Source organism: Brevibacterium sp. FAM 24630 (assembly GCF_049804075.1).
Classification (GTDB): domain Bacteria; phylum Actinomycetota; class Actinomycetes; order Actinomycetales; family Brevibacteriaceae; genus Brevibacterium.
On the sequence record NZ_JBNBZD010000001.1, the window covers coordinates 250411 to 275744 of the forward strand.

Annotated in this window: 22 protein-coding genes; 9 read left to right on the forward strand and 13 right to left on the reverse strand. The window is 66.4% G+C overall.

Annotated features, from left to right (window positions below; genetic code table 11):
* Both gatC and ACPUD7_RS01130 read right to left on the reverse strand, forming a co-directional pair.
* Positions 1-306, reverse strand: a complete 306-nt coding sequence (gene gatC, locus ACPUD7_RS01125) for an Asp-tRNA(Asn)/Glu-tRNA(Gln) amidotransferase subunit GatC (RefSeq protein ID WP_425118842.1) — start codon at positions 304-306, stop codon at positions 1-3.
* 92 nt (positions 307-398) lie between these two features.
* Positions 399-1298, reverse strand: coding sequence for a LysR family transcriptional regulator (locus ACPUD7_RS01130; RefSeq protein WP_425118843.1), 900 nt, complete (start codon positions 1296-1298; stop codon positions 399-401).
* Positions 1299-1406: 108 nt separating this feature from the next.
* On the opposite strand from ACPUD7_RS01130, the gene ACPUD7_RS01135 reads away from it, so the two are divergent.
* Positions 1407-2822: a YfcC family protein gene (locus ACPUD7_RS01135; protein ID WP_425118844.1), complete on the forward strand. Its 1416-nt coding sequence runs from the start codon at positions 1407-1409 to the stop codon at positions 2820-2822.
* A gap of 70 nt (positions 2823-2892) precedes the next feature.
* Positions 2893-4014 carry a mandelate racemase/muconate lactonizing enzyme family protein gene (locus ACPUD7_RS01140; RefSeq protein WP_425118845.1) on the forward strand — a complete coding sequence of 374 codons (1122 nt, stop codon included), beginning with the start codon at positions 2893-2895 and terminating at the stop codon, positions 4012-4014.
* A gap of 39 nt (positions 4015-4053) precedes the next feature.
* Here the strand turns inward: ACPUD7_RS01140 and ACPUD7_RS01145 are convergent, their stop codons facing one another.
* The 6 genes from ACPUD7_RS01145 to ACPUD7_RS01170 all read right to left on the reverse strand — a co-directional run bounded on the left by ACPUD7_RS01145 (position 4054) and on the right by ACPUD7_RS01170 (position 12603).
* Positions 4054-4449: a hypothetical protein gene (locus tag ACPUD7_RS01145; RefSeq protein ID WP_425118846.1), complete on the reverse strand. Its 396-nt coding sequence runs from the start codon at positions 4447-4449 to the stop codon at positions 4054-4056.
* A 156-nt stretch (positions 4450-4605) separates the two neighbouring features.
* The gene (gene ligA / locus ACPUD7_RS01150) at positions 4606-6852 is read right to left on the reverse strand and encodes an NAD-dependent DNA ligase LigA (RefSeq protein WP_425118847.1); all 2247 of its coding nucleotides are present in this window, start codon (positions 6850-6852) and stop codon (positions 4606-4608) included.
* Positions 6849-8042 (reverse strand): hypothetical protein, encoded by a 1194-nt coding sequence (locus ACPUD7_RS01155; protein ID WP_240689766.1) that lies wholly within the window; start codon positions 8040-8042, stop codon positions 6849-6851. Before ACPUD7_RS01155 ends, ligA begins: the two co-directional genes overlap by 4 nt.
* A complete protein-coding gene (locus tag ACPUD7_RS01160) occupies positions 8008-10026 on the reverse strand; it encodes a S9 family peptidase (RefSeq protein ID WP_425118848.1) in 2019 nt (672 codons plus the stop codon). Before ACPUD7_RS01160 ends, ACPUD7_RS01155 begins: the two co-directional genes overlap by 35 nt.
* Positions 10027-10174: 148 nt before the next feature.
* On the reverse strand, positions 10175-11395 hold the full coding sequence (gene mnmA, locus ACPUD7_RS01165) for a tRNA 2-thiouridine(34) synthase MnmA (RefSeq protein ID WP_135539613.1): 1221 nt from the start codon (positions 11393-11395) through the stop codon (positions 10175-10177).
* Complete coding sequence (locus tag ACPUD7_RS01170; RefSeq protein WP_425118849.1) at positions 11392-12603, reverse strand: cysteine desulfurase family protein; 1212 nt, start codon at positions 12601-12603, stop codon at positions 11392-11394. Before ACPUD7_RS01170 ends, mnmA begins: the two co-directional genes overlap by 4 nt.
* A 115-nt stretch (positions 12604-12718) precedes the next feature.
* On the opposite strand from ACPUD7_RS01170, the gene ACPUD7_RS01175 reads away from it, so the two are divergent.
* Both ACPUD7_RS01175 and ACPUD7_RS01180 read left to right on the forward strand, forming a co-directional pair.
* Positions 12719-13069 (forward strand): hypothetical protein, encoded by a 351-nt coding sequence (locus ACPUD7_RS01175; RefSeq protein WP_135539617.1) that lies wholly within the window; start codon positions 12719-12721, stop codon positions 13067-13069.
* Between the two features lie 29 nt (positions 13070-13098).
* The gene (locus ACPUD7_RS01180) at positions 13099-13491 is read left to right on the forward strand and encodes a hypothetical protein (RefSeq protein ID WP_425118894.1); all 393 of its coding nucleotides are present in this window, start codon (positions 13099-13101) and stop codon (positions 13489-13491) included.
* Between the two features lie 87 nt (positions 13492-13578).
* Here the strand turns inward: ACPUD7_RS01180 and ACPUD7_RS01185 are convergent, their stop codons facing one another.
* The 3 genes from ACPUD7_RS01185 to ACPUD7_RS01195 all read right to left on the reverse strand — a co-directional run bounded on the left by ACPUD7_RS01185 (position 13579) and on the right by ACPUD7_RS01195 (position 18130).
* The gene (locus ACPUD7_RS01185; RefSeq protein ID WP_240689768.1) at positions 13579-15330 is read right to left on the reverse strand and encodes a hypothetical protein; all 1752 of its coding nucleotides are present in this window, start codon (positions 15328-15330) and stop codon (positions 13579-13581) included.
* Positions 15331-15392: 62 nt separating this feature from the next.
* The gene (locus ACPUD7_RS01190; RefSeq protein ID WP_425118895.1) at positions 15393-16361 is read right to left on the reverse strand and encodes a tetratricopeptide repeat protein; all 969 of its coding nucleotides are present in this window, start codon (positions 16359-16361) and stop codon (positions 15393-15395) included.
* Between the two features lie 149 nt (positions 16362-16510).
* Positions 16511-18130 carry a hypothetical protein gene (locus ACPUD7_RS01195; protein ID WP_135539621.1) on the reverse strand — a complete coding sequence of 540 codons (1620 nt, stop codon included), beginning with the start codon at positions 18128-18130 and terminating at the stop codon, positions 16511-16513.
* A gap of 227 nt (positions 18131-18357) precedes the next feature.
* On the opposite strand from ACPUD7_RS01195, the gene orn reads away from it, so the two are divergent.
* The 3 genes from orn (at position 18358) to ACPUD7_RS01210 (ending at position 21175) form a co-directional block, all read left to right on the forward strand.
* Complete coding sequence (gene orn / locus ACPUD7_RS01200; RefSeq protein WP_276606433.1) at positions 18358-18963, forward strand: oligoribonuclease; 606 nt, start codon at positions 18358-18360, stop codon at positions 18961-18963.
* 143 nt (positions 18964-19106) lie between these two features.
* The gene (locus tag ACPUD7_RS01205) at positions 19107-19490 is read left to right on the forward strand and encodes an ArsR/SmtB family transcription factor (protein WP_135539623.1); all 384 of its coding nucleotides are present in this window, start codon (positions 19107-19109) and stop codon (positions 19488-19490) included.
* On the forward strand, positions 19487-21175 hold the full coding sequence (locus ACPUD7_RS01210) for a SulP family inorganic anion transporter (protein ID WP_425118851.1): 1689 nt from the start codon (positions 19487-19489) through the stop codon (positions 21173-21175). Before ACPUD7_RS01205 ends, ACPUD7_RS01210 begins: the two co-directional genes overlap by 4 nt.
* 25 nt (positions 21176-21200) lie before the next feature.
* Here the strand turns inward: ACPUD7_RS01210 and ACPUD7_RS01215 are convergent, their stop codons facing one another.
* The gene (locus ACPUD7_RS01215; protein WP_135539626.1) at positions 21201-22121 is read right to left on the reverse strand and encodes an SCO6745 family protein; all 921 of its coding nucleotides are present in this window, start codon (positions 22119-22121) and stop codon (positions 21201-21203) included.
* A 95-nt stretch (positions 22122-22216) separates the two neighbouring features.
* Between ACPUD7_RS01215 and ACPUD7_RS01220 the strand changes: the two genes are divergently transcribed.
* Together ACPUD7_RS01220 and ACPUD7_RS01225 are read left to right on the forward strand one after the other, a co-directional pair.
* Entirely contained in the window at positions 22217-22951 is a 735-nt protein-coding gene (locus ACPUD7_RS01220; RefSeq protein ID WP_135539628.1) for a DUF2993 domain-containing protein, read from the forward strand.
* Complete coding sequence (locus ACPUD7_RS01225; protein ID WP_425118852.1) at positions 22948-24456, forward strand: SulP family inorganic anion transporter; 1509 nt, start codon at positions 22948-22950, stop codon at positions 24454-24456. The genes ACPUD7_RS01220 and ACPUD7_RS01225 overlap by 4 nt, the downstream gene beginning before the upstream one ends.
* Before the next feature lie 80 nt (positions 24457-24536).
* Here the strand turns inward: ACPUD7_RS01225 and ACPUD7_RS01230 are convergent, their stop codons facing one another.
* Complete coding sequence (locus ACPUD7_RS01230; RefSeq protein ID WP_425118853.1) at positions 24537-25271, reverse strand: hypothetical protein; 735 nt, start codon at positions 25269-25271, stop codon at positions 24537-24539.
* Positions 25272-25334: the final 63 nt, after the last annotated feature.

The following is a 25334-nucleotide window of genomic DNA, read 5'->3' on the forward strand; positions in this document are numbered from 1 at the left end:
TCATTCCTCCCCGAGGATCTGCGGAACGAGGAACTTGTCATCGGCTGCGGCCGGGGCCGAAGCCAGGGCCTGCTCGCTGCTCAGCGTCTCGCCCACGACATCGGGTCGCATGACGTTCGTCAGCGGGATCGGATGGCTCGTCGCGGGCACATCGTCGCCGGCCACTTCGTTGATCCTGGCGACGTTTCCCAGAATTGTGCTCAGGTCACCGGCGAGCGATTTCAGCTCGTCTTCGCTCATGGCGATCCGAGACAGTGAAGCCAGATGCTCCACCTGTTCGGGGGTGATTGCGGAAGACTCCGTCATTCCCTGCCTTTCATCGTCGTTAACACTGCCACCCAGTCTAGTCTCTCAGCCGGGCACGACCGTCGGCTGCGGGAGTCGGCGTCGGTCACATCTCACATTCGTCGGATCACCTCCAGCGTCGTCCGTCGGAACGCTGCCACAGCCGCATGCTCTTCGTCCCGCCTCGTCGCCAGAAACACTCGCCTCTCTAGAGGCTGGGACAGCCTCTTGGCCACCAATGGATAACTAGCCGGGATCGCCATGATCGGCATGAGCGTCATCGCGATGCCTGAGCTGGCCATAGCGGCGGCGACAAAGTATTCCCCGACTTCGGCCACGTGGATCGGGACCACGTCCAGGTCGTCGAACAGGGCATCGAGGACCCGTCGGTCGTCGTCTTCGACCCGACCGACGATCAGGTCCTGTCCATCGAGCTGTGTCAAATCGATGGGCTCGGGCCAATGGGCGGCTGGATGCCGAAGCGCCGTGACCAGCCGAAGGGCATCGGCGAAGAGGAATTCCAGAGACAGACCCGAGGAATCTTCGTCACCTGGTGACTCGGGATGCTCATGGATCAGCGCCACATCGGCGTCGTGCTGCCTCAGCAGCTGGAATGCTTCGGCTCGAGGGACTTGGACGAACTCCAGACTCATGCGCGGAAAGCGCTGGCACAGCGGCGCGAGGATCTTCGGCAGCAGACCGGCCGACGCCGACTGGAACGTCGCAATCCGCAGTTTGGCCTTCTCCAGTCCAGCGAGCTGCCGAGCGTTGTCTTCAGCCTGGGCCAGTCGCAGGATAACTTCCCGCCCAGCACCCGCCAGTTCCTCACCGGGCGGAGTCAGCGTGACTCCTCGCGAATGCCGCAGGAACAGACACAAGCCGGTTTCCCGTTCCAGCTTCGACATCTGCTGGGAGACGGCGGCCGGGGTGTAGTTCAGAGTTCTGGCGGCGGCCGCGATGCTGCCCTCATCGTGTATGGCCATGAGCATTCGTAAACGAGGCAGATCCAACATGTAACTGTTCCTTACGGCAGAGCCCAGCAATCCTTGCTTGTGAGTCAACGATTCGAATCATACTGTGTGACAAAGCTCACTTGTCTTTCAGGAATCGGAAAGGTCGCCATGCCAGTTCTGACAGCTCTGCGGAAGACCGCTGATCGACGGCTGCACGTTCCTCATGTGTATGTCATCATCTTCGGCCTGATCATCATCGCCGCCGCAGCGACGTACATCGTGCCAGCAGGCTCGTTCGATCGAGTCGAAGATTCCGAGGGCCAGGAGGTCGTCGTTGACGGCAGCTATCAGGCAGCGGAGTCGTCACCAGCCGGCATCATGGACGTCCTGACGTCGGTGCACGCCGGAATGGTCGAGGCAGCTCCGATCATCTTCTTCATCTTCATCGTCGGCGGCGCGTTCGGGGTGTTCCGCGCCACTGGGACTGCCGACGCGGCTGTCTCCCGTATCGCCGACAAGACCAAAGGTCGGGAGATCCTGGTGGTCCCCGCGCTCATGCTCTTCTTCGCTGTCGGAGGCGCCGTCTTCGGTCTGGCGGAGGAAACGATCCCATACATCATGATCATCGCTCCTCTGGCCATCATGCTCGGCTACGATTCGCTGGTCGGAGCTGCCATCGTCCTCGTCGGTGCAGGCTCAGGCTTCTCGGCGGCGTTCATGAACCCCTTCACAGTGGGAGTCGCTCAGGGCATCGCGGGGTTGCCCATCTTCTCTGGGCTGGTACCGCGCATCGTGTTCTGGGTGCTCTTCGTCGCTGTGAGCACGACATATGTCACCTGGTATGCAGTCCGGGTGAGAAGAAACCCGTCGGCGAGCCTGGTCCACGAAGACGATCAGAAACGAGATGACATCGGACCGGCCGAGTCCACGCCGCTGAGTCCCCGGCATATCGCCAATCTCGTCGTTCTGCTGCTGACGATCTGCATTCTCGCCGGCGGCGTGATCGCCTTCGGCTGGTACATTCCCGAGATCTCCGGTCTGTTCCTCGCCATGGGGCTCGTGATGGCTCTCATCGGCGGACTAGGCTTCAGCGAAACGGCGGAGGCGTTCGTGAATGGGTTCCTCGCCATGACCATGGGAGCTCTCGTCATCGGACTGGCCTATGGCGTGCTGACAGTGCTCAGAGACGGCAACATCATGGATACGATGATCCTCGGACTGGCTGATTCCGTCCGGCACCTGCCGACGGAGTTCTCGGCCCTGGGAATGTACGGCGCACAGAGCCTGACGAACTTCGTCGTTCCCTCCGGCAGCGGGCAGGCTGCTCTGACGATGCCGATCATGACGCCTCTGTCCGATCTTGTCGGAGTGAGTCGGCAGACAGCCGTACTGGCCTTTCAATTCGGCGACGGCACCTCGAACATCCTGACGCCCACCTCCGGATACTTCATGGCCGCGCTGGCCGCCGCCGGTGTCTCCTGGACGAAATGGGTGCGCTGGATCTGGCCGCTCATCCTCATCCAGTACGCCCTCGGTGGGATCTTCGTCCTGGTCGCCCATCTGTTCATCTGGCCCGGGAACTGATGGAAGCCGTGGTGAATGCCGACTGCGGCCCGGGCCGGAACTACGAGACCTACGTCCGGGGAGGGCAATCGTGAAGATCGTCGGAGCCGAAGTCCACGCCGTCCGGTTGCCGCTGCATCGGCCGTTCGTCGTCTCCTACGGCCGGTTCGATGACATGCCCTCGATTCTGCTGCGGATCGTCACTGACGAGGGCGTCGAGGGATGGGGCGAAGCGGTTCCGGACCCCCATGTCACGGGTGAGACCTTCGAAGGGGCATATGCCTCCCTGTGCCATGTGCTCCTTCCATGTTTGGAGGGGCTCACCGTCTTCGATACGGCGCAGCTGCATCAGCGCATGGACCGCACCCTGCGGGGCAACCCATCTATCAAGGCCGCTGTCGACATCGCGGTCCATGACGCTTTGGCCACGGCCGTGGATCTCCCACTGTTTCGGGTGCTGGGTGGTCAGGCGCACTCCGAACTCACGCAGCCGTACGTCATCGGCATCACATCCCCGGAGGCTGCGGCAGACGAGGCGAGCGCCGCGGTCGCAGCCGGATACACCGAGATCAAGTTGAAGGTCGGCAGCGACGACGGCGATGACATTCGCCGCATCCGTTCACTCCACCGCGCAGTCAACGGCAGGGCTCGACTCCGGGTCGACGCCAATCAGGGATGGGACCGATCGACTGCGCTGCAGGTCATCAGTCAGACGGCGGACTGCGCGGTCCAATGGTACGAGCAGCCCCTGCCGGCCGACGAGTTGGAGAGCCTGGCAGAGCTTGCTCGTGCGACGGACGCACGCTTGATGATCGACGAAGCCGTCCACACCCCGTCCGACCTGATCCGTGCGGTCCACCTATCAGCTGCGGACATGGTCAACATCAAATTGATGAAGGCAGGCGGGGTGAGACCATCTCTTGCCCTGGCCTCGATCTCAGAAGCCGCAGGCATGCCCTGTCAGATCGGCTCGATGGTCGAGTCGGCGGTCGGAACGATGGCCGGCGTCCACGTCGCCTTCGCGCATCCGGCCATCGTGTCGAATGAGCTCGTGGGTCCCGAGATGATTGCCGAAGACATTGCGGACGTACCTATCCGCGCGGGCCGGGTTCCTCTTCCTGACGGGTCGGGCCTCGGCATTGAGGTCAACCTCAACGCCATTGCTCGGCTCAGGGTCGCCCAGTCGGAGTGGAGCACTTCGTCATCTCGCTGAGGACAGCGGGGCAGACCTCGCAGACGACATGCTGAAGAATCAGGCTGTCTGTCTCTCCGGCCATGTTCTCTCGCCCAAGATGTACCCCGACATGTCGGCGAGCACCCGGTCGGCGTCGGCCTGGGTGAACTCTCCAGCAACGACTCCGGCCTGGAGGTCAGCGGCGAGCTCGGACACGCGAGCATGAGCGGTGTCGACGATGGTGCCTTCGACAATCTGATGCGATCCGCCGTCAGCAACGGCCGACTCCTCGGGGCGGTTGGTCGGCGGTGTGTTCGTGCGCTGGGACGTCAGAGCAGGCTGAGCACTGCGTTTGGTCGACTGCGGTCCTGGATTGAGCACCAGGTCGGCCAGTCCTGCCGTCACCGGTACCGCCGTCAGGGCGCCGGCGACGACCACGCAGGTACCGGCGAGGAGTCGGGGAATCCATCTCATGTCCCACACTCTTCCATCCGAAGCTGTCTCTGAGCTTGGCTGAGTCTGTACCCGGACTTCGAGTTCGGTCACGAATGAGTAAACAGCCACACCATGGAACCGCCCGGGCCCGGGATAAATTCCCTTGGGGCGCCCGGCTCGGAACTCAGACGGTGCTCAGTCGAGGTCTCCTGTCTCCAATAGGGTCCTGAACTGGTCTTCGTCGAGGACGGGCACGCCCAGCGATTCGGCCTTCTCCAGCTTCGACCCGGCGTTCTCACCGGCGACGACATAATCGGTCTTCTTCGACACCGAGCCCGCGGCCTTGCCGCCGGCACCGAGGATCGCCTCCTTGATCCCGTCTCGAGTGAAGGAGCTGAGCGAACCGGTGGCCACGATCGTCAGACCGTCGAGAGTCTGTGCCGAAGCGTCGCCCTCTTCGTCCTCCATCCGCACCCCGGCGGCCTTCCACTCCTCGACGATCTCGACATGCCAGTCGGCGTCGAACCAATCGCGGACGCTCTTCGCGATCGTCGGTCCGATGCCCTCGACTTCGGAGAGCTCCTCAAGCTCGGCGGTGCGAATGGCATCGAGGGTACGGAACTTCGCGGCCAGAGTCCGCGCGGCGGTGGGTCCGACATGTCGGATCGACAGCGCCACGAGCACCCGCCACAGATCCTGATCCTTGGCCTTCCTGATCTCGTCGAACAGCTTCTCCGTGTTCGCGCTCGGCGCACTCGGCTTCTTCGCGGTCCCACGCGTATAGAAGTAGGGGACGAGCTCCCGCTCCCCCGTCGCCACACCCTTGACCTTCTTGTCCCGCCAGATCTTCACATCCGCCAGCGACGCCCGCAGCTGCGAATCCTCGTCGGCGAGTTCGAAGAGGAAGGCCTCGGAGGTCAGCGGCGGCGTCCCGGGCTCGGCCGGGGCCGTGAGGGCGAGTGCGGCCTCCTCGCCGAGGGCTTCGATGTCGAAGGCCGCACGGGAGGCGAGGTAGAAGATTCGATTGGCCAGCTGCGCGGGGCACGACCTGGAGTTCGGGCAGCGCAGGTCCTTGTCGCCCTCCTTCTGCTCTCCCAGCTCGGTCCCGCACGACGGGCAGTGGGTCGGCATGACGAATTCGTGTTCGGACCCATCCCGCAGGGCCGCGACCGGTCCGAGCACCTCGGGGATGACGTCCCCGGCCTTGCGCAGCGTGACGGTGTCGCCGATGAGCACGCCTTTGCGTTTGACCTCGTGACCGTTGTGCAGCGTCGCCCGCTCCACGGTCGATCCGGCCACGGTCACCGGCTCCATCACCGCAAACGGCGTGACCCGTCCGGTCCGACCGACCTGCACCTGGATGTCAAGGAGCTTCGTCGTGACCTCCTCGGGCGGGTACTTGAACGCCGTCGCCCACCTCGGCGCACGGGAGGTGTACCCGAGCGTCTCCTGCACGGCGATGTCATCGATCTTGATGACGATGCCGTCGATCTCATGCGTGACGTCGTGACGATGCTCGCCGTAGTAGGAGATGAAGTCTTCGATCTCGTCGACGGTCTCCAGCACCTTGAAGTAGTCGCTGATCGGCAGGCCCCAGGACCGAAACTGTTCGTAGACCTCGGATTGGCGGGCCGGTTCCGGATGCGAATCATCGGCCGGAGTCCACACGGCGATGCCGTGGACGAGCATATGCAGCGGCCTGCGGGCGGTGACGGCCGGGTCCTTCTGGCGCAGCGATCCGGCCGCGGAGTTCCGGGGGTTGGCGAAGGGGGCCTTGCCTTCGGCGACGAGCGCGGCGTTGAGTTCGCCGAACTCCTCGATGGGGAAGAACACCTCACCGCGGATCTCGACCTCGGCCGGAGGATGCTCGGTGTCGAGGTGGTGCGGGATGTCGGAGATGGTGCGCACGTTCGCCGTGATGTCCTCACCGATGCGGCCGTCGCCGCGGGTCGCGGCCCGCACGAGTTCCCCGTTGCGGTAGAGCAGGTTGACGGCAAGACCGTCGATCTTGAGTTCGCAGAGGAACTTCGACTTCGCCGAGGTGGCCGACCGCACACGGTCATACCAGGTTCGCAGCTCCTCGTAGTCGAAGACATTGTCGAGACTGTACATCGGACCGATGTGCTCGACCGGGTCGAAGGTCGAGGTGTCGACGACGCCGCCGACCGTCTGCGTCGGTGAGGAGTCCGTGACGAGTTCGGGGAACTGCTTCTCGAGGTCTTCGAGCCGGTGGACGAGGTCGTCGTACTCGGCGTCGGAGACGAGCAGGGAATCCTGGTAGTACGCGGCCCGATACTCCTCGATCCGCTCCGTCAGCTGCGCATGGGCCTGCACGCGTGCGGCCGCGTCCGTGAGGTCGACGTCCGACAGATCCACATTCGATGCGTCTGCGTTCGACGGGTTCTCTTTCGACGAGCCCGCGTTCTCCGGTGTGGTGGTCATTCGATCTCCTCAAGAGCGCGCCGCAGACCGGCGGCGATGGTCATGGTCCCCCGATTGTGTTCGGGACTGAGTTCGCATCTCTCGTCCAGCAGCGGCGGGTAGGTCATCGGCAGTTCGGGACCGGCGATGATGCCGACTTCGCGCAGGCTCGCTGACCCCATGCCGATGCGCGACCACGGGATGCGGATGCGCTCAGTCCAGTGGTTGACCGCATCCGGTCGCCCACCGGCCTCGGTGGGCAGGTGGATCCAGAGACCGAGCCCCGCCTCGGCGAGGATGGCCGCCTGCTCCCAGCTGTGTGGTCTCAGGGCCGCCAACGGCACGGACACCGCCGTCGCCCCGGTGCGGCGGACCGCCTCGGCGGCGGGGATCTCCTTGCCCTGCAGGTGCAGGGGATCGAGGTTGGGCAGCGCGAGCACGGTCGGCGGCAGGTGGCGCAGCGTCGATTCGAGAGCCGCCCACACGTGGGTTTCGCTGATCGCGGGCAGGCTCGCCCACCCGGAGACGCTCGGCCAGGTGCCGGTGAGGACCGGGCTGAGGCGGGATTCGACGAGGCGGACGGTCGGCTGCATGCCCAGGCCCGCGATGCGGTCGGTGAAGGCGGCGATGCCGAAGGCGTACGCCTGCACGACGTCGCGGCGAGCGCCGTGATCGCCGAGGACGCGGGCTCCCGAGCGCAGACTCAGCGCGGTCACGAGCGTCCAGGGCCCCGGCAGGGAGAGTTGGATCTGACCGGGTCGGGACTGACCGTATTCGGCGATCGCGTCGAACGCCTCATCGAGGGCAGAGTCCTCGAGTCGTTCGTCCCTTCCCGCCGAGGCGGTCAGCCGCCAGCCGAAGGAGGTGCGGTCGACGTGGAGATCGGTGAGCAGGCCGACGGCACGGCCGATGGCGTCGGCACCCCAGTGGTCCTCGGACGAGTGCGCGGTCAGCGGGACGGGCGGCAGCTGGTCGGCGAGAATGTCGAACCCGGCTGCGGCGGCCTCGCGGACGGGGCTCGTGGCGATGTAGCTGCGGTGCGGGTCCCGGACTCCGGGCAGCCAGATGCCGGTGGTCGTGGCGGCGGGCAGGACGGTGGTGGGCACGGTGGGGGCGGCGACCGCCTCGGCGGGGTGCGGGGCGTGTCCCGTCTCGTCCCGGCGTTGGCCGAGGCTCTCAGCCGCCGCGCGGGATTCCGAAGACGTCGGCATAGAATCGGAACTCGCTTTCCAGGGAATCGATGATGGTCTCGGCGCGGACGAAGCCGTGGGATTCGCCCTTGTACAGACGGTAAATGTACTCCACTCCGAACAGTTCGAGTGTATCGACGAACTCCTGAGCCTGTGAGGGCGGCACGATCGGGTCGCGGTCGCCCTGCATGACGGCCACCGGCACGTCGATCTCGGTGACACGGCGGATCGGCGAGCGGCGGATGTAGTCGTCCTGAGCTTCGGGCCAGGGTCCGACGAGACCGTCGATGTAATGGGATTCGAAGTCATGGGTGTCGACGACGAAGCGGATGAGATCGGTGACACCGAAGTAGGAGGTGCCGCAGGCGAACACGTCCGTGGCGGCCAGGGCCGAGAGCACCGTCCACCCGCCCGAGGAGGCCCCGGAGATCGCGATGCGCTCCGGGTCCGCGAGACCGGCGGCGATGAGCCCTTCGACGGCGGCCACGGTGTCGGCGACGTCGACGATCCCCCATTGTCCGCGCAGTCGGTCCCGCCAGGCCCGGCCGAAGCCGGTCGATCCGCCGTAGTTGACCTCGAGGACGCCGATGCCCTGTGAGGTGAAGAAACTCGAGCGTGCCGACATGTCCGGGGTCGCCTGACCGGTGGGTCCGCCGTGGATCGAGACGATATAGGGCGGAAGTTCGCGCTCGGAGGCGGCGAAGCGGGGATTGTGCGGCGGGTGGATGACGACGGGCACTCCCCCGAGCTCGCCGACTCGAGGTCTGGAGTAGTAGCCCTGATGGGTGTCGAGTCGTTCCCGGGCGATCTCGGTGAACTGCCCGGTCGCGCGGTCGACGGCGCAGAGGACGCCGGGCCGGCTCGTCGATTTCGCGGTCATGAGCAGGTGGGTCCGGCCGAGGGCGAGGAGCTCGATCGTGCCGAAGGTCTCCCCGACCGGGTTGATCGGCTCCCAGGTGTTCGGGGCTTGTGCGTGGCTGCGCACGAGGGTGGCCGTGGCCGACTGCGTGTGCGCCCACACTTCGCCGCTATCGTGGAGGTGCCAGCGGGTGCCCAACTGCCACAGTGCCCCGCCGATCTCATCCCCGGTGTCGAGGACGGGGCGCAGACGGTCGGGGCTGAGCACCTCGGGGGCCGGGGTGTGATCGGGGTCCGTGACGAGCGGGCGTGCGGCCACGGGGTCGAAGTCGAGACCGTGCAGCGCCCAATGACCGCCGTGATCGGAGATGACGTGAAGAGACGAGTCCGAGGTGAACTCGGGTTGGAGGAGGGAGACTCCCCCGTCGTCGGGGGTCGGCAGAGTGGGCGGGGCCTGTCGGGGGCGTGCGATCGCATCCCCGCGGACCATGGCCACCGGCGGTGTCGCAGGGGTGCGCACGTCGACGAGCCACAGGTTCGTGCCGTCCCATGGCATGTTCGGGTGCTCCCAGCCGATGAACGCCAGCGTGCTGCCGTCGGGCGAGAGACGCGGCCAGGCCATGAAATGCGACAGCGTCGAAAGCACGTTCGTCGTCCCGTGCTTGGTCAGCAGCACAACGGCGCGCTGGCGACGAGTGGATCGGCAGTCCTCGCGCACGCACAGCAGTCCCCACGGGGTCATGTGCAGATCCCCGTAGCGGATCCGACCCGAGGTGTCCGGGGTCAGGGCGTGCGGAGCCCGACCGGGGATGATCTGCCACACACGCTGATCGGCGGCGTTGACGAAGTAGATGACCTCGCTGTCGGGGTCGAGAGCCCAGGCCGCTCCCCCGTATTCGTGGACGGCGGAGCGGATGTTGAAGCCGGTGGGCAGGATCTGTTCCCAGTCGCCGGGACGAGACAGCGAGGTGCGGACGAGTCCGGTGCGGGCCTTCTCGGCGGGGATCTTCGTCGAGTAGAAGATCTCGTCTCCGCGGAAGGCGGCATCGAAGATCGGAGCGGCACCGGCGGCCACCTCGGCGGCGTTGAGAGGTGACGTCCAGGTTCCATAAGGTGCCGAGACGACATCTTGGGGAAATTCCTTCATGCCCCCAGAGTATCGCCAGTCACGGACATTCCGGCGGTGATGCCTCGCCCCGGGGCACCGGGCCAGGTGCCTGCCTCGCCCCGGGGCACCAAGCCAGGTGCCTGCGTTGCCCTGGGCGTCGGGCTCAGGTGATTAGCTGCCCGGGACCTCAGGCGTCGGCGAGCACAGCGTCCGGAGCCGGGGTGATGCGGTCCTTCGCCGTGGAGTCGATGGTCGCCTGCCCGAGCACACGGGTGCCGCGGTAGATGACCATCGTCTGCCCCGGTGCCACACCGGAGAGCTCCTCGTCGACGTCGACGTGCATGAGCTGCCCGGCCGGGCGGGCCGCAGGCACCTCGACCTCGTCGATGATGGGATTCGCTTCGTGTTCGGGCGCCTCGGCGACGAAGTCTCCGAGCCAGGCACGGGCCGGTACGGGATCGGCGTGGGCACGGATCTGGACCTCGCAGTCGATGCCGTCCTCCGGGCTGTGTCCCATGTCCGCAGGAGCCGCGCCGGCCCACGAGGTGCGGATGCCGGTCAGATGCGACACGGCGAGGTCGGCACGCGAACCCACGGTGACCGTGTTCGAGGCCGGATCGAGCCCGGTGACGAAGCGCGGCTTGCCGTCGGCGGCGGGCTTCTCGATGCCCAGGCCCTTGCGCTGACCGATCGTGTACGTCATCGCCCCGTCGTGCTCACCGAGGACCTCGCCCTCGGAGTCCTTGATGAGGCCCGGACGCATCGGGATCTTGTCGGCCAGCCACGCCTTCGTATCCCCATCGGGGATGAAGCAGATGTCGTAGGAGTCGGGCTTGCTCGCCACGGAGAAACCGCGCTCGGCCGCCTCGGCGCGCACCTCGGCCTTCGAGGCCGTGGCACCGATCGGGAAGTAGCAGTGCTCGAGCTGATCGGAGGTGAGCACGCCGAGGACATAGGACTGGTCCTTGGCCAGGTCCTCTCCGCGGTGGAGCTCCGGCTTCCCGTCATCGTCGCGCAGCACCTCCGCGTAGTGGCCCGTGGCGATGGCGTCGAAGCCCAGCGCCAGCGCCCGGTCGAGGAGGGCGGCGAATTTGATGCGCTCATTGCAGCGCATGCACGGGTTCGGGGTCCTCCCGGCCGCGTACTCGGCGATGAAGTCATCGACGATGTCTTCCTTGAACCGCTCGGAGAAGTCCCAGACGTAGAAGGGGATGTCGAGCATCCCGGCGACGCGGTGGGCGTCGCGGGAGTCTTCGATCGTGCAGCAGCCGCGCGAACCGGTGCGCAGGGTGCCGGGCATCCGGGACAGGGCGAGGTGGACGCCGACGACTTCGTGTCCGGCATCGACGGCGCGGGCGGCGGCGACGGAGGAATCGACTCCGCCGGACATGGCGACGAGTACTCTCATGAGGCTCCTTGCATCCATCGGGGTGTTGCCGAAACCATCCCGGCTCGGCGTGCCTGTTCGACGACCTCGGGCAGGGCCGTAAGCAGGGCATCGATATCGTCCTCGGTCGTCTCGTGGCCGAGGGTGAAGCGCTGAGTGGACCGGGCCGTGTCCTCATCGACCCCGCAGGCCAGAAGCACATGCGAGGGACGCGAGACTCCGGCCGAGCAGGCCGATCCCGTCGAGGTGGCCAGTCCGCGGGCGTCGAGACCGAACAGCAGCGAGTCCCCCTCGCAGCCGGTGAACGTGAAGTGCGCATTGGCCGGCAGCCGGCCCGGACCGGGCGGGCCCGAGAGCGCGACTCCGTCGATGCTCGATTCGATTCCGGCGACGAGGCGGTCCCGCAGACCCGCCAGACGTGCCGACCGTGCTTCGAGGTCTCCGGTGACGAGGTCGACGGCGGCGGCGAAGGCCACCGCGCCGGCGACGTCGAGGGTTCCCGAGCGCACACCGCGCTCCTGTCCCCCGCCGTGGAGGATCGCCGTCGGGGTGGCTGCACGGTCGAGCAGGAGGGCCCCGATGCCGACGGGTCCGCCGATCTTATGGGCGGTGATCGTCATCGCCGTGGCTCTGAACCCGGCGAAGTCGAGTGGGATCTGGCCGAGCGCTTGGACAGCGTCGATGTGGAAGGGGATGCCGAGTTCGGCGGCGACCTCACCGATCTCGCGGATCGGCTGCAGAGTGCCGATCTCATTGTTCGCGGCCATGACGCTGATGAGCGCCGTGGATTCTGGGGCCCGGCGCAGTTCGGCAAGGGCCGCGTCGACGTCGAGGCGACCGGTCGAATCGACGTCGAGATAGACGGCCTCGGCGCCGAGGCTCTCCAGCCATTCCACGGTCTCGAGGACCGCGGGGTGTTCGATCGTGGTCGTCAGCACGCGCGGGCGCACCGGGTCGACGAACGACCCGTTGTTGCGGGAGAGGTAGAGGCCCTTGAGCGCGAAATTGTCCGCCTCGGTGCCTCCCGAAGTGAAGATGACCTCCGACGAGGTGGCCGCGCCGACTGCGCGGGCAATGTCCTCGCGTGCTTCTTCGATGCGCATCCGTGCCGCCTGCCCGACAGCGTGCAGGGCCGAGGGATTGGCCCGGCGGGCCAGCTCCTTCGTGTACACCTCGAGCACCTCGGCGGGCATCGGCGAGGTGGCTGCGTGGTCGAGATAGATGGGCATCCCCTCAAGTTTAGGGCGTGTGCGGGATGACGGCCAGGATCCGTGCGGCATCTCACCCGTCCTGTGACCGCACCGGAGGATCTGCTTTGAGCCGATGCCGACTAAACTGGGTCGGGTGTTCACCGTTTTCACCATCGTCCTCTATGCCGTCACCGGTATCCTGACCGTGTGGTCGATCGTCGAGACCATCCGCAACCGACCGGCGGGCAAGGCCCTGCTGGCGGGTGCCGCGTTCCTGCTTCTGCTGCTCATCGTGCAGCTGATCCTCTCGATCGCCACCTTCGGCTCCGCGCACGATGTCGACCCGCTCCTCTACTTCGGCTATGTGATCACCGCGATCCTCGTCATCGCGTTGGCCGGGTTCTGGGCGTTCGCCGAACTCAGTCGGTGGGGGCCGGGAGTGCTGGCAGCAGCCGGACTGACGGTGATCGTGATGATCGAGAGATTGGACCAGATTTGGCAGTGACGAAAAGCAGCCGCTCCCCGTATTCGGCGATGCACAGCGGACCCGGGCGGGCGCTGACCGCCGTCTACGGGATCTTCGCACTCTCGGCCACGGCGAGAGCCGGCTACCAGCTCATCCGCGAATTCGATTTCGCCCCGATCGCGTACTCGCTTTCGGCAGTGGCCGCGGTCATCTACATCCTCGCCACGATCTGCCTCGTCATCGGCAATCGGATCTCGCATCGGATCGCCGTGGCCGCCTGCGCGATCGAATTCCTCGGCGTCATCGTCGTCGGCATCCTCAGCCACACCCATCCGGAGGACTTCGCGAAGCCGTCGGTGTGGTCGAACTTCGGCAGCGGCTACGGGTTCATCCCGCTCGTCCTGCCGCTCATCGGTCTGTGGTGGCTGTGGCGCGTCGGCCGCCGCGCGCACCGGGACTGAACACTCCCGGTGCCTGGCCGCCTCGGGGCGGAACGCACCCGGTGCCGCACCGGGACTGAACACTCCCGGTAACTGGCCGCCTCGGGATCATTCCACGCGGGAGGACAGCACATTCCAGTCGGTGGCGATGGCCGTGACGTCGTCTCCGGTCTCCATGAGCACGTAGGGGTGCGCGGTGTCGACCTTGACGGTGTCGCCGTCCTTGTCATTGGTCTTCACGGCTTCGACGGTGTCGCCGAGGTCGATTGAGTAATCGGTGGGAACCTTGATCGTCAGCGTGCAGCGGACCTCACCCATGCCGATCGCACCGTTCTCCGTGCTCAGTGTCATGTCTTCGAAGTCAAGATCCGCATAGGGCTTGCAGTCCACGTCGACCTTGTCGAAGCCGGAGTCCTTGTCGCGCAGTGTGCCGAGGTAGTCGCGGAATCCCTTGAAACCGCCCTCCTTGAGGCCATCGGGGGTGCCGGATTTCGCCTTGCCGTCGACGAGGTAGGACGCGACATCATCGGCCGCGGTCGTCATCTCCTCATCGAAGGCCTCGGGGCCCGGCTTCACGGCTCCCTGCCCGTCGGCCATGAGCGTGGGCATCTGCTCGGCCGGAATATAGGATGCGGAACGCACGAGCGGCTCAGTCGATGCCGAGTCCCGCGTCACAAGCATCACCTGCGTGAGCTGTTTGTCACCGTCGGTGGACTTCTTGTCCGCGGTGCCGAAGGCGTAGAACCACATCGGGTACTTCGTGAAGCTCGGGCTGGCGGCGACGACCTCGGTGAAGTTCGGAGCGCGCAGCTTCTGCTTGGCCTTCTCCGCGATCTGGATCTGGGCCTGCGTCTGGTCGATGAGCGGGGCGGCCTGGATCGCGTCGAGGTCCGTGCCCTTGTCACCGAGCGTCTTATCGAGCGCCTCGGTGTAGTTCGTCATGAACTTCCCGGCTTCCCCGGCCCGCAGCGCGGGGCGTTCGTATGGGGTGATGTCGGGGCTGCTCGGCTTGGCGATGGGCATGCTCGCGCATCCGCTGAGCACGAGCCCGGTGCCGACCAGCCCGGCTGTGACGGCCGTGAACGACCTTCGGTTGCGCAGGTCCCGTCGCCGAGGCGGTGGCCCGGCGGCCGTGCCCGGCTGCACGGTCGAGATCGGCTGAGTCGCCGGACCGGAACGGTCGGTCTCGGTCCCGCCGGAGCGATGGTCAGCATCGGGGCCGGAGCGGTGGTCCCGATCCTCGTCTCGTGCCGGCCCGTTCCCGCCTCCACCGCCGGTGGAGCTGTCGTGGTTCTTCTTCGGCGGGCGGATGCGCGCCTGCCACCAGCGGAGGAAGAAGAACAGAGCGAATCCGGCGAAGATGATCCCGCCGGCGAGGCCGAGCAGGCTGAGTCCGAGCACACCGTTGACACGCATCTCCAGGCTCACCGTCGTGCCGTCGAGACTGTCATCGGAATTCGCCGGAGCGATGACGAGCACCTGCGGCTCGGCCTCGAGGTTGAAGGTCTTCGCGACCGTCTTCCCCGTATCCTGGCTGATCCACCAATCCCGATCGGCGATCTCGGCCTCGGGCTTCGCATCCCCGGGAATGAACCGATGATCGGTGGCGTTCGGGAAGGACACATCACTGATCTGCTCCTGCGCCACCCCGTCGAGGTAGCTGTCCGCGTCGACCCCGTTGGCGGTGCCGACGAACAGCTCGGTCCCCTTCGAGTTCTTCGCCGTCACGGTCACGCTCGAACCCGAATAGGGCACGATCGCCTCGTCGAGGACGACGGCATAGGCTCCGTCCTTGACCTTGAAGGCCGGGGTCTCGGTGATCTCGTCGGTGCCGACGACCGAGAGCGCGGAGATGACCAATCCGGCGAGCGTGAGCGCCGCAACGCCGAAGAGGATGGCAGTGATGAGTCGGATTCGCTGGATCAGAACAATGCCCTCATGAGTGCGGTCCGTGCCTTGGTCACGGCTGGATCGTCGGCACTGAGGACTTCGAAGAGTTCGAGGACGCGCAGGCGCAGGGATTCCTTCTCGTCACCCGCGGTGGTGCGGATGAGACCGATGAGACGGGTGAACGCGCCCGCGGCATTGCCGCTGACGACCTCGGCATCGGCCGCGGCCTTCGCGGCCTCGACATCGGTCGGGTTCGCATCGGCGGCGGCGATGAGCTCTGCCGGCTCCTTGTCGATGAGGCGCCGACCCAGGCTCGCATGGGCGAGTCCGAACTTCGCCTCCTCATCGGCCGGCGACGACGCGAGAGCGGCCTTGAACAGGTTCTCCGCGGTGTCGAAGTCCCCCTTGGCCAGGGCCTCTTCGGCCTCCGGGTGGGCGGGACCTGCCGGTTCGGGTTCGGCACCGTCGGCGACGGCATGGCCGGTGACTCCGTTCTCTCCGGCGAGCTTGAGCAGCTCATCGAAGTAGGCCGTGACCTGCGGTTCGGGCAGGGCACTCTGGAACAGAGGCACGGGCTGGCCCTTGACGAGAGCGACCACCGAGGGGATCGACTGCACGCCGAAGGCCTGCTGCAGACGCGGGTTCGCATCGACATCGACCTTGGCCAGAACCAGACGCCCGCCGTAGGAGGCGATGACGCGTTCGAGGATCGGCGACAGCTGCTTGCACGGTTCGCACCATTCGGCCCACAGGTCGATGACGACGGGCACACGGTCGGAGATCGCAACGACGCCGTTGAAGCTCGCCTCGTCGACGTCGAAGATCAGGGACGGAACGGCGACCGCATTCGGGTCCTGCCCGCCGGCCGCACCGCCGGGAGCTCCGGCACCAGCGGGCGCGTGTCCGGCCTGGCCGGTCTGTTCATGAGGCAGGTTCTTCCCGCGCACCGCAGACAGGTCGAGGCCCTGATTCTGCTGCGCGCTGCCCTGCGAGGGATCCATTGACACGTGGTCTCCTTTGTGACGCGATCGGTGGGAGCCGCTGATTCCGCCCCGCACCTGGTCCATGATTATCCAACAGAACGTATCAACACCGGTGTGCCCGCGGCTATTTCCTCAACGGAGGGCCGCGGCGGTGCCGAATCGGTCGCTCAGCCTTCCTCTGCCCCGGCGAGGGTCTCGAGGCCGCCGACGAGCTTGATCTTCCCGTCCTTGGGCACGAGGAAGGTGAGCACCTGGGTGGTCTTCGTCGTCACCGGCTTCTGCGTCGACGACGAGCCCAGCAGCTCCTTCTGCGGCGAGGACAGGGTCAGGGTGCCGGTGCGGCCGTCCTTCGACTCGGGGCTGATGGTCGATTCGGCCTCGACGACACCGGTGACGATGGCGGCGTCACCGGCCGTGCCCTGAGCGACGAGTTCCTTGCCCGGAGCGTACTTGTACTTCACCTCGGCCTTGCCCGATTCGGCGCTGGCTTTCTGCTCCTTCTGGTTCTTCCAGATCGACTTCGCGAAATCGTCGCCTGCGAACTTCTTCGCTTCCTTCGAATCCGCTCCGCTGCCGAGCGCCTTCGCATAATCGGCCACGGCCTTCTCCGGGGTTGCGACGAAACCCTTGGCACCGGGTTCGAGCATCTTCGCGCCCTGCCGGGAATCGGGCAGCTCGGGCAGCTTCGTGCCCGAGACCAACTGGGTCTGCGACCAGAGCTTGTAGTCGCTGCGCGGGTCCTCCTGAGTGAGGACGAGCAGCTGAGAATTGCCTCCGGCCGAGGTGATCAGGCTCGTCACCCGCGGCCAGGCATCGGTGGCCGAGGTGTAGTTCGCCACGATCTCCTCGCTGGCCACCGCCGGCGGCAGCTTCTGATCGTCGACGTCCTTCTTCACTGTGTACAGATCTTCGCGCTGTTTGAGCGCGGGACCCGCGGCACGCTGGGCCAGTGCCTTCTTGTCGGTCTTCTTGTCTGCGGTCTTGACGTCGTCGGCCACCGCGTCGAGGATCCGCTTTGCCTGATCGTCGGTGATGCCTGCGGCCGCCGAGCTCGGCGCTTCGGAGGGTTCGGGCTTCGGCAGCTCTTCGGGCCCGCAGGCGCTGAGCGCGAGCACGGGGACGATGGCGAAGGCGGTGCCGTATTCGGCGAGCTTGCGGCGACGCTCCTGGCGTGCCTTGCGACGATTCGCCTCCTTCTTCGTCTTGTTCATGCCGAAGAAGAGCAGGACGACGCCGCCGACGAAGGAGACGCCGCCGATGATCATCAGCGGGATCGCCCACGGGGTCTCGGCGTGGTTGGGCCATTCGAGGGTGACGGAAGTGACCTGTCCGGGCTCACCGCTGCCGGCGATGAGGAAGCCGGTGCGGTTGGCTTCGTCGTTCCATTCGAGCTCCACCGAATCCGTGCCGGTGACTTCGGACTGCCACAGATCGGCTCCGGCCGGGTCGGGCACTTTCCCTTCGCCGTCGGTGGCTTTGGTCGTGAGCTTTCCGTCTTCGGCCAAGCCGGTGACGCGGTCAAAGGCGGACTGTCCGGCCCAGGCTTCGACGTTCTCGATCGGGGCCTGGGCGATCGTCAGGTCACCGCTGCCCTTGACCGTGAGCGTGGCTGGGGTTTCGTAGAGGTTGAGCATCCCGGGGTCGACGATGACCGCCGGTTTGTCGGCGTCGACCTGCGCGGTGGCAGTGATCGTATCCTCCGGCGCCCACAGGGTCTTCTGCAGGATGCCGAGGCCACCGACGACGACACCCACCACCATGAGAATCACAGCGATTGTGTAACGCACGTGCGTACCTTCCCTCAGCCGAGCAAAAATGGCACCCCTGGTTCGGGGACTCTCCAAGTTTAAGTCACACACGCGATATCCCCTTTGTGCGCACGTTCAGTGTGTGTCGACGTTCACATGATCGGGTGGGCCGGACCCGCTCGGACACCGTCGCCGAGGCCGAACCCGGCCGGCCGCGGAACCGCCCCGAGATGCCCCGAACCTCTGCCGTGTCCTAAGCTGGGCGGGTGAGCAACGACAGAATTGTGTGGATCGACTGCGAAATGACCGGCCTCGACGAGGTCAGAGACGAACTCATCGAGGTGGCCGCGATCGTCACCGATTTCGAGCTCAATCGCCTCGACGACGGCATCGACATCGTCATCAAGCCCTCCGCCGAGGCGCGGGCGAACATGAACGAGTTCGTCACGAACATGCACACCACCTCCGGCCTGATCACCGAGCTCGACTCCGGCACGACCGTCGCCGAGGCGCAGCAGCGGGTCCTCGAGTACGTGAAGAAGCATGTCCCTGAGTCGGGCAAGGCTCCGCTGGGCGGCAATTCCGTGGGCACCGACAAGGTGTTCCTCACCAAGCAGATGCCCGAACTCGTCGGACACCTGCACTACCGGATCATCGACGTCTCCTCGATCAAGGAACTGAGCAAGCAGTGGTTCCCCCGCGCGTACTTCCAGGCGCCGGCCAAGCACGGCGGCCACCGCGCGCTCGGTGACATCATCGACTCGATCATCGAGCTCCAGTACTACCGGAAGGCCGTGTTCTCCGCCGAGGGCCCGAGCTCCGACGAGGCGAAGGCCATCGCCGCCGAAGTCGCCGCAGACAGCACCAGCTGAGCACTCCCGAGCCGTCCGCCCTCCGACCGCGTTCGACGCGGCACCGCGCGTTCTCCGGCCCGTCACCCGCCGAGGTCGGTTCGAGTGCACAGCCTGAGATCGGTTCGCGTGCACGGCCTCGTCCGTGACATGATGATTCCATCATGCCATTAGATCAACGTCAGCGCCCCCTCTACGAGGTCAAGGCGAACCTGTTCAAGGGACTCGCCCATCCCTATCGGATCCGCATCCTCGAACTCCTTGCCGACGGGACCGAAGTCAGCGTCGCCGATCTGCAGTCCGAGACCGAGCTCGAGGCCTCTCACCTGTCCCAGCATCTGGCAGTGCTGCGTCGGCACCGCCTCGTGGTGTCCGAACGCCGGGCCAGCCACGTCTACTACCGCCTCGCCGATCGCCGCACCGAACAGCTGCTCGCCGTCGCCCGGGCCCTGCTCGTCTCGATGCTCGAAGACGATGAGGGACGCTTGGCGCAGGCGAGGTCCCTGCCGCAGATCGCGGGCGGAGCCGCGAAGGGGTCGCAGTCGTGAGCGCACCGAACGGCACCTCGGCTCGGGTGGGATCGGTCCTGCGACACACGCGGTCGCTGCTTCCCTCGTTCCGTGACTACAGCGAGACGACGCGCTCCTGGCCGAAGGACCTCCTCGCCGGAGTCACCGTCGGCATCGTGGCCCTGCCGCTGGCCCTCGGCTTCGGCGTCAGCTCGGGTCTGACGGCGGAGCAGGGGCTGGTCACCGCCATCGTCGCCGGCTTCCTTGCCGCCGTCTTCGGCGGCTCTCACATCCAGATCTCCGGGCCGACCGGAGCGATGGCGGTCGTGCTCGTGCCCATCGTCGCCAGCCAGGGAGCTTCGGCGGTCGTCGCCGTGACCCTCATCGCCGGCATCATCGTCGTCGCCGCGGGCCTGCTCCGTCTGGGACGCGCGGTGTCGTTCATCCCGTGGCCGGTGATCGAGGGATTCACCCTCGGCATCGCCGCGATCATCTTCCTCCAGCAGGTCCCCTTCGTCACCACGGCGCAGGAATCGCTGCCCGGCGAACACAGCACGAACGCCCTCGTCGCCGCGACCCAGCTGATCGCCGAGGCCGATTGGTCCTATGTGCCCTATTCGCTGGCGGCGGTGGGCATCGTCGTCGTGTGCATGGTCGTCTCCCCGAAGATCCACCCCTCGATCCCCGGGTCCCTGGTGGGCATCATCATCGTCACCGTCCTCGCAGCACTCATCCCCAACCCCCTGGCCACGATCGGCACGATCCCCCAGTCGCTGCCGGCTCCCTCGATCCCCTCCATCGACCTCACCCAGATCGCAGGACTGCTGCCGGCGGCCGGAACCATCGCCGCGCTGGCCGCGATCGAATCGCTGCTCTCGGTCCGCGTCGCCGCGTCGATGTCGGACTCCGGGGCCTACCATCCGGACCGGGAACTCGTCGGGCAGGGCATCGCCTCGATCGGTTCCTCACTGTTCGGCGGCATGCCCGCCACCGGTGCGATCGCCCGCACCTCGGTCAATATCCGAGCGGGCGGACGCACACGTCTGGCCTCGATCGTCCACGCCCTCGTCCTGCTCGTCATCGTCCTCATCGCGGCCGCACCCGTCGGGCAGATCCCGCTCGCCGCCCTCGGCGGAGTCCTCTTCGTCACGGCTGTGCGGATGATCCACCTGTCGACGCTGCGCGCGATCATGCTCTCGACCCGCTCGGATGCCATCGGCTTCATCGTCACCGCACTCATCACGATCTCCTTCGACCTCATCGTGGCCGTGGGGATCGGCATGGTCGTCGCCGCGGTCTTCGCCCTGCGCAATCTCTCCCGGGCCACCGGCGTGACGATCGAACGCGTCGAGGATGAGGCGGACCCGCACTTCGGGGATCAGTCGATCGCCATCGTCCGCTTCGACGGCCCGCTGTTCTTCGCCTCCTCGGACCGGGTCTTCGACGAAGTCACGAAACTCGACGAGGTGGTCGTGGTGGTCCTGCGCATGTCCCAGCTCGAACTCGTCGATGCCACGGGCGCACGCATCCTCTCCGAGGTGGTCCGTGCCTTCGAACGCCGCGGAATCACCGTCCTCATCAAGGGCGTGAAAACCGGTCACGTCGAACTGTTCCGACATGTCGGGGTGCTCGGCGCGCTGCGCCATCACAAGCACCTCTTCGACGACCTGCCGACCGCGATCGAACACGCCCGTTCGCATGTCGAGCGCGCCGCGAAGCTCTGAGACTCCCCGGCGCGGGAGGGTCGGCTCAGCCGGCCTTCTTCGCCGGCTGAGCGAAGATCGTCGCGGGGAAGGCCCCGGACTGCGCAAAGACCTTGATCAGCGTCCGCGTCGGTGAGAGCAGCGCCGCAATCTCCTCATCGCTGAGCACCGACCAGGCCGCTGCCACGGTGCCGTCGGTGAGCGCTTCGACCTGGTCCTTGAGCTCACGTCCCGCCTCGGTGATGGCGGGCAGGTCGAACCCGCGGTCGTCCGTGCCCACGGTGATCAGCCCCGCCTCGGCGAGCCGAGACTGTGCGGTCTGCCATTCCTCATCGGTGTAGCCGCGGGTCTTCTGCGCGGCACGCGGGCGGAATGAGGCCCCGGTGGCGACATCGAGCATGAGCGCGTCGATGCCGGGAACACCGGCGGTGACGAGCGAGGCGACGTGGCCGTCACCGCGGAATTCGCGTGCGACGGTGGCCACGTCCCACAGCCGTTCGAAGGCGGTGGCAGGCTCGTGGCGGCCGATGACGTCGGCGGTGGCCGCGGCCAGGGTCCGCCCGGAGAAGTCCATGGCGGCGAGCACGGGGGTCAGCGTTTCGGTGATCTGGGTGGCCGCCTCGGTGAGCAGGGCGATGTCGTCGCGGTCACCGAAGAGTTCGGCCATATAGGCGCTCACGGCGTCGAAGCGGGCCTGGACCATCTCCTCCGGACTCACCCGCTCCCACAGGCGCGGCAGCATCTCGGCGACGAAGTTCGGCGAATAGTTGTAGTAGGCAGCGCTGACGACCCCGGGATTCACCCGGCCCAGGGGTGCCGAGCGGGCTGCCATATTCCCTTCGACTCCCGGTTCGAGTCCGTGCTCGGCATATTCGGCGCCGACCGTCGACGAGAAGTAGATCGAAGAGTGGAAGGAGTTGATGCGGGCGGAGACCGTCCTGATGTCCTGTGTGCGCTGGGATTCCATATCGTCATCCTAGAGCCGGCACCGTCCCAGGTAAATGAGTGCGCACAGGCGACCGGCGGATGCCGCCCGAACGCGAGTGCGGGAGAATGGAGCCCATGACTACGGCCAGAACCCTCGAATACCCGCAGCCGCAGAACGGCCGCCCACCGCGGCGGCGCCGGACGACGATCATCGTCTCCGCGATCGTCATCGTCCTCACCCTCATCATCGGGGCCATCGCCGCCGATCGGGTCGTCGACTACATGACCGAGCAGCGCATCGCGAAGAGCCTCGAGTCCTACGGGGACGCCGAGGTGGCGGTCGAAGGGTTCCCGGTGCTCACCCAGATGGCGGCCGGCAAGCTCGATACGGTGCACATCACCGCCGCCGAGGCGAACTACGAGGGCGTCGACTTCGCCGATGTCGATGCGAAGCTCTACGACGTGCCCACCGACACCTCGCGGCCCGTCGGCACCGTCGACGCCACTGCGGTCCTGCCCCACTCCACCCTCGATGAGCTCGCTGCCGAGCACGCTTCGCTGCCGGAGGGCATGGAGTTCACCACCGACGACGGTGAGCTCGCTCTCAAGGGTTCGATGTTCGGTCAGGATCTGCTCGTCGGCATCGACCCGAAGGCCGACGGCAGGCGTGCCGTGGTCAACGCATCGACGATTCGGCTCGGTTCGGCTGAGTTCTCCCTCGACCGGCTGCCCGGGTTCCTCACCTCGGCGATCTCCGACATCGTCATCGACCTCGATTTCCTGCCCGCCGGACTCGAACTCACCGACATCACGGCCACGGAGGCGGGGCTGAAGGTCCGGCTGCACGGCACCGGGGTCAGCCTGGAATGACGACACCTCTTCCCGCCGCGACGGACGACGACTCTTCGCGCTGGCGACCCGATCCCTCCGTGCGCACCGCACTGACCTCGCCACGGCTGCTCACCCGCGAGGTCCTCGCCGGCCTCGTCGTCGGACTCGCCCTCATCCCCGAGGCGATCGCGTTCTCGATCATCGCCGGAGTCGATCCGAAGGTCGGCCTGTTCTCCGCGTTCATCATGGCCACCTCGATCGCCTTCCTCGGCGGCAGACCGGCCATGATCTCGGCGGCGACCGGGGCGGTGGCACTCGTCATCGCCCCGGTGGCCCGGGAGCACGGCATGGACATGTTCATCGCCACCGTCATGCTCGCCGGAGTCTTCCAGATCCTGCTCGCCGTCGCCGGTGTCGCGAAGCTCATCCGCTTCATCCCCCGCAGCGTCATGGTCGGGTTCGTCAACGCTCTGTCCATCCTCGTCTTCGCCGCTCAGCTGCCCCATGTCATCGGAGTGCCGTGGCTGGTCTACCCGCTGCTGGCGATCGGCGTCGCGGTCCTCGTCCTCATGCCGAAGCTGACGAAGGTCGTGCCCGCTCCGCTGGTGACGATCGTGCTCATCACTGGCATCGCCGTCGTCTTCGCCATCGACGTCCCCACCGTCAGCGACCAAGGCGAACTGCCGCGCAGCCTGCCCGAACTCTTCATCCCCCACGTGCCGCTGACCTGGCAGACTCTGTCGACGATCGCCCCGTACTCCCTGGCGATGGCTCTGGTCGGACTGATGGAATCGCTCATGACGGCCAAACTCGTCGACGAGATCACCGACACCCACTCGAACAAGACGCGCGAATCCTGGGGCCAAGGGGCTGCGAACATGATCTCCGGCCTCTTCGGCGGGATGGGCGGCTGCGCGATGATCGGGCAGACGATGATCAACGTCCGCGCTTCGGGAGCCCGAACCCGGATCTCGACGTTCATGGCCGGTGCGTTCCTGCTCGTCTTCGTCGTCGTCCTCGGAGACATCGTCGGCATGATCCCCATGGTCGCGCTCGCAGCGATCATGATGATGGTCTGCTTCGACACCTTCGACTGGCATTCGGTGCGTCCCTCCACTCTGCGGATGCTTCCGAAGTCCGAGACCTTCGTCATGGTGGCCACCGTCGCGGTCGTCGTCGCCACCGGCAACCTCGCCATCGGCGTCGTCGCCGGCGTCTTCGTGGCCAGCGTGCTCTTCGTCCGCCGCGTCGCCCACTTCGTCACCGTCGAACGAACAGTCACCGAGGCGACGGCTCACTACACGGTCCGCGGCGAGCTCTTCTTCGCGTCGTCGAACGATCTCACCACCCAGTTCCGCTACGTCCTCGATCCCGGCCGGGTCGTCATCGATATGAGCGAATCGCATGTCTGGGATGCCTCGAGCGTGGCCGCCCTCGACGCGATCGTGACGAAATACGAAGCCTTGGGCACGAGTGTGAAGATCGTCGGAATGAATGAGTACACCGAGACTCTGCACGCGCGACTCTCCGGAGGGCTCGGGTAGATCGGTCCCGGCCGCGGACGGCCGCGGTCGGCAGCGGGGAGCCGCGGCGGCGAAGGTCGTCCCGGGAGTGATCATGCGGGTCAGGGATCGATGACGGGATCGGCCAGTTCCCTCGGATCGGCGTCGAGCGTGATCCGCACGGCGTCGATGCTCTGACCATCGCGCAGCAGGTCCTCACCGTCCACGGTCCACCTCTCACCTGCCCTCTCCCCGCAGGGCTGACCGTGCGGCGCCAGCTCCTCACAGTCGACACCGGTGATCGGCACCTCGGATTCGATGATGACCTCACCCCGGTCCAGAGGTCGGAAATACACGACCACGCCCGACTCCCCGCCCGCATCTTCTGCCTCCGGGCCGTTCTCTTCTCGCACCGTCTGCGCCGGGACCGCGGCACCGGAGACCGCGTAGTCGAGCACTCCCCTGTGGAGCCCGGGATCAAGCTCTCCGGTGGAGAAGCCGATGTCCACGGAATGCAGGTGCTTGTCCACGCCGGAATCACCGGGAGCCGAATCGATGCTGCCCTGCGGCTGCGAATACTCCGCCCGCAGGTGGGGCGGCAGCGGGGATTCGGTGTCGGGCAGACGGAACCCGTCGTAGATCTCACCACCGAACGTCCAACTGGTCGGCAGCGCGAGATCGAACTGCGTGTCCATCCGCACCGTGTAGCTGCCGTCGGCGGCGATGCTCACCGTATGCGTCGCCTTCTTGCTCCGCATCGGGTTCGGGGCCGCATCCGCACCGCGGGGCAGAAGCCCGACGACGATCATCACGACTGCGGCCGCCGATAGGATCAGGGCAGGCAGCGTGGACACCATTCGCCCGGTTCGGCGGGCAGATCCGAGTCGGAGACCCGGCCCGGTTCGTCGGCCAGGTCGCAG